We start from the raw sequence: 12,431 nt of genomic DNA on the forward strand, positions 1-12,431 counted from the left end.
TGTCAGCGTGCTCTATGCTTCGGTCCATAAGAGGAGACAAGTCGATGAGTGCAGATCTTTCCCAGGTCGCCGCTGGCGGTGCGCATCCGCGTCCTGGAGACGCCCCGGCGGGAGAGGCGCCGGGTGGCGGGACGGCGACGACGCATGCCCGTCATCCGCTGACCTGGGTGCCCTCCGTGTACCTGGCGATGGGCCTGCCGAATGTGCTGGTCGGCCTGGTCGCGGCCATCCTGTACAAGAACCTGGGCGTGTCCAACGAGGACATCGCGCTCTATACCTCGCAGATGTACCTGCCCTGGGTGCTCAAGCCCCTGTGGTCGCCGCTGCTGGAACCCTACCGGACCAAGCGCTGGTGGGTGATCACGATGCAGTTCCTGATGATGGCGTCGATCGGCGCCGTCGCGTTCTGCCTGCCGCTGGAAGGCTTCTTCCGCGCGTCGCTGGCCTTCTTCTGGGTCACGGGCTTCGCGTCGGCGACGCAGGACATCGTGGCCGACGGCGTGTTCATGACGACGATGAGCCCGCGCGAGCAGGCCCGCTACGCCGGGGTGCAGGGGATGTGCTGGAACCTCGGCGCGGTGGTGGCGTCCGGGCTGCTGGTGTCGCTGACCGGCTGGCTGCACGGGTCGCTGGGCTGGAGCTGGGTGCAGTGCTGGATGGCGGTGATGCTGGGCGCGGCGGCGATGATGGGCGGCTTCGGACTGTGGCACCTGCGCGTGCTGCCGCCGGGCGCGCCCTCGGCCGTGCAGGGGCGGGACCTGTCCAGCGCGATGGTGTCGCTGCGGGAATCGTGGGTCACGCTGTTCCAGAAGCCGTCGATCTGGATGATGCTGGCGGTGGTCTTCTTCTACCGTTTCGGCGAGGGCTTCATCGAGAAGTTCGGGCCGCTGTTCCTGCTCGATCCGCGCTCGGCGGGCGGGCTGGGGCTGGACAACGCGGCGCTGGGCCACATCTACGGCAGCGCCGGCACGATCGCGTTCATCGCGGGGGCGTTCCTCGGCGGCTTCATCGCCGCGAAGATGACGCTGCGGCGCTCGTTCCTGCTGCTGGCGATCGCGCTCAACCTGCCGCACCTGACCTACTACTACCTCAGCCACGCGCTGCCGACGGACCTGTGGTGGATAGGCGCCGTGGTCGCGATCGAGAAGTTCGGCTTCGGCATGGGCTCCGTCGGCCACATGCTGTACATGATGCAGCAGATCGCGCCGGGGCCCTTCAAGATGACGCATTACGCGATGGCCACCGGCGTGATGGCACTGACCAAGTGGGCCACGGGCAGCGTCAGCGGCTGGCTCTACGCGGGCCTGGGGCAGCACTACGCGAGCTTCTTCGGCTGGGTGCTGGTGTTCTCGATTCCGCCTATCGTGCTGGCGTGGCTGGCGCCGTTCCCGGTCGACAGCTCGCGGAATCAGGATGCGTCCGGCCCTGCCGGACATTGACGGTCACCTCACCACCACCTGGCCGCCACCTCGACGTCAAGGAGGTGCCGCATCGCGTGCGTGCGTCGCGGCGGACGCTGACAGCCTGGACCCGGCGAACGGGATCCCTCCTTCGAGTTTTCCTGCAATTCGCGTCACATGCGCTCCGCACTGACGTCGCGGGTGCTGTTGTTGGCACCCGGGGCCGCCGGATAGCCAAGGCCATCGGCGCTCCTTCTCTTTTCCAAAGGAGTTGGCAATGAGAGTCTTGAACGAGACGGAAGTGGTCCAGGTCAGCGGTGGCAGCGTGCCGTGGTGGCAGTGGGCGCTCGGCGTGTTCTGCCCGCCGGTCATGGTGTACAACGTGGCCGAAGAGGCGTCCGCTACGACGGACACGAACGTCGCTCGTCGGGCGGCCAGCACGACGCGCCTGCTCTCCGTCGGCGTTTGAACCCTCTGGATGAGCCGGGGAATGTGTCGCGCGTGTCGACCGAGCAGGCCCGGTGACGGTCACTGATCCAGGCCTCCCGCTGTTCCGTGAAGAGGCCTTGACGCGCGGCGCCGCGTCGGCAGGTGCCATCCTGCTGGCGCGGCCGGTGAGCTTCAAGATGTTGACGGCCATGGCCGCGCTCATCGTGGTCGGCTCGCTGGCGTTTTTCATGTGCTTTTCGACGAACGCGACGGCGCGTCTGCCCGGCGTCCTCACGCCGGAGTCGGGCGTGCTCCGCGTCGTGGCCGACCGCGACGCGTTCGTGGCGGAGCGCCACGTGTCAGAGGGGCAGGCCGTCAAGGCCGGCGAGGTGCTCTTCCTCCTGCGCGCCGGCCGCGACGATCCGCAGCGGGAGAACGTGGACGCCACGGTCGCGCGCCTCATGGCGCAGCGTCGCCACAGCGTCCTTGCGGACGCGCGCCATCGCCGCATGCAGGACGAACAGCGCCTGGCCGCCGCCAGTCGCCGGGTCGACGCCTTGGGGGACGAGCAGCGCCGCCTGGAAAGCGAATTGGCGTTGCAAGCCCGTCGCGTGGCGCTCTGCGACGCGGCATTGGCGCGACAACAGCAGCTGCAGCGCGCCGGCATGGGCACGGTGGCCGCCACGCAAGACCGTGAGATCGCGGCGATCGATGCGCGTCAGCGCCAGTCCCAGCTGGAAGGCGCGTTGGCATCGTCCCATCGTGACGAGGAAGCGGCGACGCGCGAACTGAGCGCGGCCAGGCTTCAGAGGGACCGCGACGAGGAAGGCCATGCCCGCGCGCTGGCCGTGCTCGACCAGGAAGTTGTCGAGCATCAAACCCGCCGCGAGACGCTGGTCCGCGCGCCGGCCCAAGGGCGCGTGTCGGCCTTGCAGGTCGGGCCCGGTCAGCCCGTCGCCGCCAGGGAGACGCTCGCCCAGCTGTGGCCCGAGGGCAGCGCGCTCGAGGCCGAATTGCAGGCCCCGTCTCGCGCCGCGGCCTTCATGGCCGAAGGCATGGCCGTCAGGCTCCAGCTGGAGGCATTCCCTCATCAGACGTTCGGTGCGCTCACGGGGCAGGTGCGCTCGGTGGACCTGGTGACTTCCGGACCGGAGTCCACCTACCGCGTCCGCGTGCGCTTGAGCCGACCCTCGCTGTTGGCGCGCGGCATCGAGCATCCCCTGCGCCCCGGCATGAGGCTGGAGGCGATCGTGCCGTTGGAGCGCCGCCGGCTGTACGAATGGATCCTCGACCCGATCAAGCGGCTCTCTCCCGCGCAGTCCCCGCTGGAGCGATGAAGCACTGTCCCCCTGTGCGAACGCCGACGCTCGCGTTCCGGCCTCGACGACGAACGCCCGAACTGCTGCAGGACGAGGCCGCCGAGTGCGGCGCGGCGTGCGTGGCGATGATCGCCGGCTACTGGGGGCGGCCGCTCGACATGCCGGCGATGCGGCGGCGTTTCTCCCTGTCCGTGCATGGCGCCACGCTGGCGGGCCTGATCGACATGGCGGGCGCGTTGCGGCTGAGCGGCAGGCCGCTGCAGCTCTCGCTCGAGGAACTCCCCGGCTTGAGTCTGCCCTGCATCCTGCACTGGGGCATTGACCACTTCGTGGTGCTGGAACGCGTCGATCGCGGCGGCGTGACGCTGCTCGATCCTGCCGTCGGGCGTCGGCGCCTGCCGATGGCGGAGGTGTCGCGCGGCTTCACCGGCATCGCGCTCGAACTCACGCCGGACGAGGGCTTCGATGACGAGGCCGTGGCCCCCGGCGGCGACGTGCGGGCGTGGCGATGGCGCGCCTTGCTCGGTCGCGTCACCGGCCTCAAGCGCTCGCTCGCGCAGGTCCTGGTGCTCGGCGTCGCGATGCAGACGCTGGGACTGATCGCGCCGTTCCACCTCCAATGGCTGACCGACCATGCGCTCGCGACCGGCGACCGCGATCTCATCCTCGTGCTGGGCATCGGCTTCCTGTCGCTCGCGGCGATGCGTGTCGCGCTGGGGGCCGTCCGCTCCTGGATGACGACGGTGCTGTCCACCAGCCTCGCGTTCCAATGGCAGGGCCGCGCGTTCGGCCACCTGATGCGACTGCCGCTGGACTGGTTCGAGAAGCGCCATCTGGGCGATATCGTCTCGCGCTTCGGATCGATCGAGACGATCCAGAACACGGTCACGACGCAGTTCGTCGGCAGCGTGATCGACGGTCTCCTGGTGGCGGTGACCCTGGTCGTGATGGTCCTGTACAGCACGGCGCTGACGGCCGTGGCCGTGGGGGCCGTGTTGCTGTATGCGCTGCTGCGCTGGGCTGTGTTCCACGGCCTGCGCGGTGCGACGGCCGAGACGATACGCCGCGCCGCCCTCCAGCAGACGCATTTCATCGAATCGGTGCGCGGTGTCCAGGCCGTGCGGCTGTTCGACCGCGGCGAGCAGCGCCGGGCCGGCTGGCTCGGACTGCTCGCCGACGAATTCAACGGCCGGCTGCGCCTGGCCCGCTGGTCGGTGGGCTACGAGACGGCCCGCGGCCTGATCTTCGGTCTCGAACGCGTCGCGGTGGTCTGGCTGGCCGCGCTGGCCGTGCTGGACATGCGGATGACCGTGGGCATGCTGCTGGCTTTCCTCGCCTATCAGGACCAGTTCAGCGACCGCGTGGCGGCGCTGGTCGACCGGCTCTTCGAATTCAGGATGTTGCGCCTGCACGGCGAGCGGCTGGCGGACATCCTGACGACGCCCGTCGAGGAGACGGGGACGCAGGACGCGGTGGACCTGGGCGTCCTGCCTGCCTCGATCGAACTCCGCGACGTCGCCTTCCGTTACGGCGATGGCGAGGAGGAAGTGCTGTCCGGCATCGACCTTCGCATCGAGGCCGGCGAGTGCGTCGCGGTGACCGGCGCCTCCGGCAGCGGGAAGACGACGCTGGTGAAGCTGCTGCTCGGTCTGTTGACGCCCACGCGGGGAGAGATCCTGGTCGGCGGCCGTCCGGTGCGACGACTGGGACTGGGCGCCTACCGCCGCATCGTCGGCACCGTGATGCAGGATGACCTGCTCTTCGCCGGCAGCATCGAGGAGAACATCAGTTTCTTCGATCCCGTGCACGATCCTGCGCGCGTGATCGACTGCGCCGGCCGGGCCGCGCTGCACGACGAGATCGTGGCGCTGCCGATGGGTTACCGGACGCGGGTCGGCGACATCGGCACGGGGCTCTCAGGCGGCCAACGCCAGCGGCTGCTGCTGGCGCGCGCGCTCTACAAGCAGCCGCGCCTCCTGGTGCTCGACGAGGCCACCAGCCACCTCGACGTGAACGCGGAGCGCCGCGTCAACGCGGCCGTCGAGGCGCTGGGCGCGACGCGCGTCGTCGTGGCGCACCGGCCGGAGACGATCGCCATGGCGGACCGGGTGATCGTGATCGACCGGGGGCGCGTTGCGTCTGACGAGCGACGCTGAACTCGGCGGCTGCGGTGCACGAGTCTTGAGTGCCCCCCCAATAATTCTCGAACGGCAGATCGATCCGCGACGCCGCTTCGCTCGGGCGGAGAAAGGACTTCGAAGTTGTCGAAGACGCGCGCGACAAGGGGCATTCACTCAGGTGACGGGTTGGCTGATGCCGACCCGGCCTCTCTTTCGCCATCCCGGCGGAGGTCGTGTTCATCTTGATCTAAGGAGTTTTGTATGCGAGTTCTGAACAGCAAGGAAACGCTCGTTGTCGCTGGTGGCAGGCAGCAGCCGTCCCAGCGCCGTGTCCGGTCGTTTTCCAGCCCAGCCGACATTGACCGGATGCTGGTGCTGGCCGAGCAATTGCGAAACGTGATGAACAAGCCGGCGACCTGAAGACCTGCGACGCGGTGACAGCTTGCGCCGCATACCGGAGTTGCGTCATCGGTGATGGGTGTTAGTCCGGCACTTCAATCCCCGATGGGCCTCGGCGCCGCCCGGCGCCGAGGCGGCGAGCGACGCTTCGGTTGGAGGCCAGCGATGCTGGATGCAAATTATTGAATCTTCGCGGCGGGACACAGGGCGGCAGATGGGTTTTCCTGAGGAGTCAAGTGAAATTTCAAGCCTTGGGTTGTCGGATGCTCAATCAAATGACAACACTGAGAGGTTTCCTTGTGAACTCTTGAGCTTTCGATGAAGCCAGAATCTCTTTCAAATCTGCGTGCCAGAATTTTTCAACTCGTTTTCGCTTGCACCGCTGGGCTGGGTGTCGCGCAGGCGGCAACTCCCAGTGTCAACGTCGTCACGGAATGGGTGCCGGAACCTCAGATTCTGAGTGGGAATTGGGGCAAAGGTATTGAAGCGCTCCAACATTATCGTTTTGATCAAAATGGCGACTTCGAGTGTTACAGCACGGATGGGAAAAACTGCCAACCCGGGCTGCCTGATGGCAATGTGGCAACGTGGCAGCCGGTGAATTGCAGGACGATCGTCGATGAACATCTTGGCTTTAACGGATATGACACTCTCGACCACTGGTGCAATAAAAAGATGCACCCGGTGGCCAGCAAGATTGACAGGATGACCGCCGCCAGTGGCACTTGGGTGAAAATCGCTGATTCACACGTATTGTGGCACAGGCCAGGAAATTACAGCGGGTACCCGCGGGTTCCTAAAACTCGCTGGATGAAGGTCCGTGATCAGTACTATCGTCTCGATTGGCTAGGATATTTCAGCTGCTATAGCGAGGACGGCGAGACTTGTAAACCTGGGGAGCGGACGAAAGGAGCGACCGACGTTAAGCCGAGAGTCTGCAACAGGAAGTCCGACTACGCCGACCCGAAACACTGGTGCACCATGGCCTTCGCCCAGACCTTTGCCGACTGGAAAGACTACGCGTTGCTCGGCTTGCCGTTTAATATGGCGAAGAATCTTGATGGCCGCATGATGTGTAGGAGTGCCGACGGGGAGGAATGTTTCGATATTCGCGCACTTAAAAACGACCAAAAACTAGCGGATGTGGCGCAAAAAATCATTGTCTGCAGCGAGCGAAAAAACTCTGGCGCGTGGCCAAGAAGCCGTCAATGGTGCAATTCGGACGAGATCGGCGAAGAAGTTTCGGGGTATTTGTCGACCGATAGTCCAAATTTCACGATGCCATATTTCTATATGCTTGGTCATGAGCATGCGGTCATCGTGATTGACAGTAGCAAAGAAGTCCCGGACGGAATTGAAACGATACTTTCGACGTTAGAAACGTCCTTTGCCGGACCGGCACAATTCTCTTCCATCAAGTCGGATCTGTTGAAGCATTTAAGTCTGATTTCCCTCGAGCGAAAGAAGGTAGATCCGAGGGCGGTGAATGAAATAGATCCGAAAGCGGTGAATGAAGAATTGATCTCTAAGAATAACGACGTGATCGTATGGGCAAACAATGTGGCGACCAAACGTGAAATGAAATTGAACGATTGGTGGGCGGGATTGGAGCTCAGACTCAAGCCTGATACCGATGTCGAAGCATCGGTCCAGGTCTTCAAGATCCTCAAGGCGCTGCCGTCAGTGGAATTGAAGGACTGAGGCGGTAAGACGTCGCCGTTGGTACCCCTGCATCAATATTCCTTCGCCACGGCGCTCATTGCCTGCTCAGCGTGTTCAGTGGAATCTTCAAATAGCTGACCCCGTTGTCCTCCGCGGGCGGCAACTGGCCGGCGCGGATGTTGATCTGGATCGAGGGCAGGATCAGCGCCGGCACTTCTAGCTGCGCATCGCGACCGTTGCGCAGCGCAACGAATTCGGCTTCGCTCACACCGTCGTGGACGTGGATGTTGCCGGCGCGCTGCTCGGCGACCGTTGTCTCCCAGGCGGGGGCGCGGCCTCCGGGCGGATAGTCGTGGCAGACGAAGAGACGCGTTGCCGCCGGCAGCGCCAGCAGGCGGCGGATCGAGCGGTAGAGCGTCGCCGCGTCGCCGCCGGGGAAGTCGGCGCGCGCAGTGCCGACGTCGGGCATGAACATGGTGTCGCCGACGAAGACCGCATCGCCGCTTCCGTCCTCGCGTCCGTCCTCGGCGTGGCCCTCGATCCGGTAGGCCATGCAAGCCGGCGTATGTCCCGGCACGAGCAGCGCCTGCGCCTCGACGCCGCCGATCATGAAGGTCTCGCCGTCACGGAACAGGTGATCGAACTGGCGGCCGTCGGGCAGGAAATCACGCTCCAGGTTGTAGAGCTTGCGGAACACCGCCTGCACCTCGCGGATGTGCTCGCCGATGGCGATGCGACCGCCGACATGCGCCTGCAGATAGCGCGCCGCCGACAGGTGGTCCGCATGGGCGTGGGTCTCGAGGATCCATTGCACCGTGAGTCCGGCCTGCGCCAGGTGCGCCAGCACGCGGGCGGCCTGGATCGTGGACGTGCGGCCGGACTTCAGGTCGAAGTCGAGCACCGGATCGACGACCGCGGCCTGGCGGGTCGCGGGGTCCGCCAGCACGTAGCTGACGGTGCCGGTCCGGTCGTCGTGGAAGGCGTGGATCGTGAAGGCGGAAGGAACGGGGCTCATGGCCTGGGGCGCGCGCGGCGGGGTGACGGTAAAAGTCACTATACCGAGCGCCGCGCTCAACCCCAGGGAGCGGCCGGCCTCAGACCAGTTCGAGGCCGACGTTGATGTTGCCGCGGGTCATCTTCGAATACGGGCAGGTGTCGTGCGCGCGCTTGATCAGCTCGTAGGCGGTGTCGCGCGGCAGTCCTGGCAGGCTGACGCGGAGCTTGGCGCTCAGGAAATAGCCGTCGGCGCCCTTGTTGAGGTCGACCGATGCGTCGACGGCGGCCTCGGCGGGCAGCCTGACGCCGATCGCGTGGGCGGCCAGACCCATGGCGCCGATGAAGCAGGCCGACCAGCCGACGGCGAACAGCTGTTCCGGATTCGTGCCGGGACGCGACGTGCCGGGTGAGCCCAGCTGGACGTCGAGGCGGCTGTCGTCGGACTGGCCGCGGCCGTCGCGGCCACCGGTCGTGTGCGTGTTGGCGGTGTAGAGGACTTGAACGTGATCTGTGGTCGAGGGCATGTGGGACTCCAGTGGCGCAGCATCGTCTGCTGCATGACCCGCATTGCATCGGTCCGATGTATCGACGGTGTGTGAGGTCGCCGGTGAATTGGCGCGGCGCGTGTCGCGGCGAGCCGTGGACACACTGGCATACAAAGCGGCGTCGTCGTGACGATCCAGGCGCGGCGTGTGACGGTCCGTGACGACGACGTTGCCGCCGCGTAAAACCTTGGGCGCCGAGCGCCGCGACGGCGCCCGGAGCGCCCGATCGAAGGAATTCTTAAGCACACCCTAATTCGATGGGCGCACCTTACGTCCAAGGCAACACGATGTTGCCGAGCTTCAGGAGATGCACATGAGCAAGTCCACCCCGATCCTCGCCATGGTCGCCGCGTTCGCCGCGGCGTCGGCCCAGGCCTCGACGAACCCCGACGACCTGACGCGCCGGTCGGAGCGCCGCGCGATGGTGCAGCAGCAGCTGCGCGCCGTGCAGGTCGAGCTCTACTGCGATCACCAGGACAACGCGATGCACTTGTTGCGCGATGCCCGTCGCCAGCTGATGGCGCAGCGGGATCCGGACAACACGCGCGATCTGCGTCAGCTCGAGAAGGTCAGCTGGCTGGTCCGCCACGGCGACACGGTGGAGGCGATCGCGACGATCGACGCAGCCCGCAGCCTGCAGGCCTGAGCAGGCAAGACCCGCCCCCGGGGGCGGCGGTGGCGGTCGCCGGAACGCGCTTCGTCGTATTCGACGGTATATTGCGAAGCGTTGTCAGCCCCGGCCCGCCATGCACAAACCCCCGTTCAAGCTCAATCCCGGTGGATGGAGCGCGCCCGTCGTCGAGGATCAGCCACCGGCGGATGCCTCGAACCGGGCGCGACTGCATCAGCTCGATCCGCACCTGCATTGCTCGGTGATCGGGAATTGCCTGGGCACGGCCGAGCTGCGCCGCCTGATGAGCCGCCACGTCGACGTGACGGGGATGAGCGACCTGGACATCCACCACGCGGCGGTGTCCCTGGCGCCGCAGGGCGGCGAGGTGTCGAAGGCACTGCACAAGGCCCTTGACCAGCGCCATGCCGGCGCTGTCCGGACCCTGGCTGCAGCAGCGGATGAGGCTGCGCTCGACGCGGCCTGGCGCGAGGCCTGGCGGCGCGGCGACATCCAAGGCGCCTACTGGGCGGTGTTGACGCACAAGGCGGTGACGGTGGCCTTGAGACAGGCCGTGTTCGGCGAGGTGCACATGCTCTCGCACCTGATGGCGTCGGCGAACCGGCATGATCTGCAGCGCTTCGTCACGCTCGAGAAGGGGCACGCGGAGCTGGAAGACAGACTGGAGCGCGAGCAGGCGCGTCGGCACGACGCGCTGCAGGAACGCGACCGCATGGCCGAACAGTTGCGCCAGCAGGCGATCGACTTCGAACGCCAGTTGGCGGAAGTTCGAGCGACGGTCCCGGACTCGACGGCGTCAGCGGGGGACCTTCCTGCGCAGGTCGCCTTGCAGACGGAACGTCGCGAGCGCGCGGAACGCGTGGCCGAGGACGCCGCGCGACAGCTGGAAAGTTTGAGGGAACAACTGGAGCGCACCCAGGCGCATGCCCGTGCGCAGGCCGAGGAGTTGACCGCTGCCGAAGCCGAGCTTCAGCGCCTCAGCGCCGGAACGCCTGACGCGGGCAGTGACGGATCGGCCCTGCTGACGGGGCGACGCATCCTCTATGTCGGCGGACGGCCGAGCTCCACGCCAGCGATCCGCGATTTCGTCGAAGGTCGGGACGGTGAGTTCCTGCACCACGACGGCGGCCTCGAAACCCGCAAGGGCCTGCTGGCGGCGCTGCTGCCGCGGGCGGACCTGGTGGTGTTCCCGGTCGACTGCATCGATCACGACTCGGCGCTCAACCTCAAGCGCCTCAGCGAGCGCCATCGGGTGCCGTTCCTGGCGCTGCGCAGCGCCAGCCTGGCGAGTTTCGCCGCCGCGGTGCGGCGGGAACTCGTGCCGTCGGGAGACGGCGCGGCGCCAGGGCAGGGCGCCCCGCGCTTCTGTCTGCGCCACGGCTGAACAGGGGTATTTACCCATCGATCCGCGGCTCGTTCGGCGCGGTTCGCTAGCCCCAATCTGTCCTGCGGCGCCGCCGGACTACTTGTTTGCATCATTTTGATGGCAAGAACCTCGCAAAACGCGGGGTGGGCTCATTTGTGAGTCCTCCGGGCAGTTCTAGGATCGTCTTCATCTGCAGTACTTGGAGATGAAATGACGTCGGAGGCATTGACATATTGGCTGGCGGGCACCATTCCCGCCGCAGCGACGTGGGCATTGAATGTGACGCTGCGAGGTCAGCCGGCCCTGAATAGTTCTCCAGCGGACTGGGCCTTGATGCTTCTCGCATTCGACGGAGCGATCGCCATCGGCATCCAGGATCTGGCTTGCTACGTGCCGAACGCGGCCATCCGGCAGCTTCTCCCAGCCATCACGCCGGCGCTGATTTTCCTCTCCTTCCTGAATTGGCTGCTCATCGTCCGCTGGATTGAGCCGACCTTCCTGGTGCCGCCGGAGCACCGCCCATCACTCGGCGTCAGGGTGGCAATAGCGATGAGTATGTGGGCATTTGTTGGCTCCAATATATATTTTCATTACTACCTTCTTGGAAGGGGATTCAATGTTGTCTGAGCTCCTGATCGGTGTCTTTGCGGCTTTTGTTTTCTACTTGATTTTCTTTGGCACGATCTTCTATATCGCCGGTCGACTGGGATACCTAGATACCGAGGAGGAAAAAGCCATCCGGCGTCGTAACAAGACGAGGGCCACTTCGACGGCAACTGAAGTGTGAGTTCCGCAGAGGATCCATGTGGAAAGACACTAGCCGACACCGCAAACCGTCGCGCTAGCATCGCGCGCCATGCGGATCCTCCTCGTCGAAGACGAAAAGCCCCTGGCCGACTGGCTGGTGAAGGCGCTTGGCCAGAACGACTTCGTGGTCGACTGGATCGACGATGGCCGGCTGGTGATGAACCAGCTCGCCGCCACCCGCTACGACGCGATGATCCTGGACCTCGGGCTGCCCGGCCTGGGCGGCCACGAGGTGCTGGCCCGGCTGCGCGATGCCGATTCGCGGGTGCCCGTGCTGGTGCTCACCGCACGCGACTCGCTGATGGAACGCGTCAGCACGCTGCACGAGGGCGCCGACGACTTCCTCGCCAAACCCTTCGAGCTGCAGGAACTCGAAGCCCGGCTGGTCGCGCTCATCCGCCGCTCCCGCGGCCGCGACCAGCCCCGCTTCGCCTGCGGCCCGCTGGTCTACGACGCGGCGTCCAAGCTCTTCACGCTGGACCGCGAACCGCTGGCGCTCTCGCCGCGCGAGCACGCGGTCCTGCGCACGCTGATCCAGCACAGCGGCGAGCCCCTGTCCAAGCAGGAGATCCTCGAGCGTCTGTTCTCCGACGAGCAGGACGTCCGGCCCGAAGCCGTCGAGGTCCTCGTCCACCGGCTGCGCCGCCGCATCGAGTCCGGCAAGGTCCGCATCACCACGCTGCGCGGCCTGGGCTACGTGCTGGAAGCGGCATGAGCATCGCGGCCCCAGGGGCGTCCGCGGCGACCGACGCGTCGG

Annotated in this window: 12 protein-coding genes; 10 read left to right on the forward strand and 2 right to left on the reverse strand. The window is 65.9% G+C overall.

All coding sequences use genetic code 11. The features are described 5' to 3' along the window. The first annotated feature begins 44 nt into the window (after nt 1–44). From ABE85_RS06755 to ABE85_RS27405, 6 genes are all read left to right on the forward strand, one after another. The gene (locus tag ABE85_RS06755) at nt 45–1,439 is read left to right on the forward strand and encodes an MFS transporter (protein ID WP_197507229.1); all 1,395 of its coding nucleotides are present in this window, start codon (nt 45–47) and stop codon (nt 1,437–1,439) included. A 238-nt stretch (nt 1,440–1,677) separates the two neighbouring features. Beyond that, nucleotides 1,678–1,869, forward strand: coding sequence for a hypothetical protein (locus tag ABE85_RS06760; RefSeq protein WP_067271684.1), 192 nt, complete (start codon nt 1,678–1,680; stop codon nt 1,867–1,869). A 52-nt stretch (nt 1,870–1,921) separates the two neighbouring features. After that, nucleotides 1,922–3,166 carry an HlyD family efflux transporter periplasmic adaptor subunit gene (locus ABE85_RS06765; protein ID WP_157521996.1) on the forward strand — a complete coding sequence of 415 codons (1,245 nt, stop codon included), beginning with the start codon at nt 1,922–1,924 and terminating at the stop codon, nt 3,164–3,166. 14 nt (nt 3,167–3,180) lie between these two features. Further along, nucleotides 3,181–5,304, forward strand: coding sequence for a peptidase domain-containing ABC transporter (locus ABE85_RS06770; protein ID WP_231993246.1), 2,124 nt, complete (start codon nt 3,181–3,183; stop codon nt 5,302–5,304). A gap of 225 nt (nt 5,305–5,529) precedes the next feature. Further along, nucleotides 5,530–5,688, forward strand: a complete 159-nt coding sequence (locus ABE85_RS27400; RefSeq protein ID WP_157521998.1) for a hypothetical protein — start codon at nt 5,530–5,532, stop codon at nt 5,686–5,688. A 297-nt stretch (nt 5,689–5,985) separates the two neighbouring features. Continuing rightward, nucleotides 5,986–7,368, forward strand: a complete 1,383-nt coding sequence (locus ABE85_RS27405) for a hypothetical protein (protein ID WP_157522000.1) — start codon at nt 5,986–5,988, stop codon at nt 7,366–7,368. Nucleotides 7,369–7,423: 55 nt separating this feature from the next. Here the strand turns inward: ABE85_RS27405 and ABE85_RS06780 are convergent, their stop codons facing one another. Continuing rightward, nucleotides 7,424–8,344: an MBL fold metallo-hydrolase gene (locus tag ABE85_RS06780; protein ID WP_067271697.1), complete on the reverse strand. Its 921-nt coding sequence runs from the start codon at nt 8,342–8,344 to the stop codon at nt 7,424–7,426. Nucleotides 8,345–8,423: 79 nt separating this feature from the next. Next, complete coding sequence (locus tag ABE85_RS06785) at nt 8,424–8,849, reverse strand: organic hydroperoxide resistance protein (protein ID WP_067271701.1); 426 nt, start codon at nt 8,847–8,849, stop codon at nt 8,424–8,426. A 334-nt stretch (nt 8,850–9,183) separates the two neighbouring features. On the opposite strand from ABE85_RS06785, the gene ABE85_RS06790 reads away from it, so the two are divergent. The 4 genes from ABE85_RS06790 to ABE85_RS06805 all read left to right on the forward strand — a co-directional run bounded on the left by ABE85_RS06790 (nt 9,184) and on the right by ABE85_RS06805 (nt 12,389). Next, the gene (locus ABE85_RS06790) at nt 9,184–9,516 is read left to right on the forward strand and encodes a hypothetical protein (RefSeq protein WP_067271703.1); all 333 of its coding nucleotides are present in this window, start codon (nt 9,184–9,186) and stop codon (nt 9,514–9,516) included. Nucleotides 9,517–9,616: 100 nt separating this feature from the next. Beyond that, a complete protein-coding gene (locus ABE85_RS06795; protein ID WP_067271706.1) occupies nt 9,617–10,885 on the forward strand; it encodes a DUF2325 domain-containing protein in 1,269 nt (422 codons plus the stop codon). A gap of 192 nt (nt 10,886–11,077) precedes the next feature. Next, nucleotides 11,078–11,494 (forward strand): hypothetical protein, encoded by a 417-nt coding sequence (locus tag ABE85_RS06800; RefSeq protein WP_067271708.1) that lies wholly within the window; start codon nt 11,078–11,080, stop codon nt 11,492–11,494. A 229-nt stretch (nt 11,495–11,723) separates the two neighbouring features. Beyond that, the gene (locus ABE85_RS06805) at nt 11,724–12,389 is read left to right on the forward strand and encodes a response regulator (protein WP_067271714.1); all 666 of its coding nucleotides are present in this window, start codon (nt 11,724–11,726) and stop codon (nt 12,387–12,389) included. Nucleotides 12,390–12,431: the final 42 nt, after the last annotated feature.

The sequence above is a fragment of the Mitsuaria sp. 7 genome (assembly GCF_001653795.1).
GTDB lineage: Bacteria > Pseudomonadota > Gammaproteobacteria > Burkholderiales > Burkholderiaceae_C > Roseateles.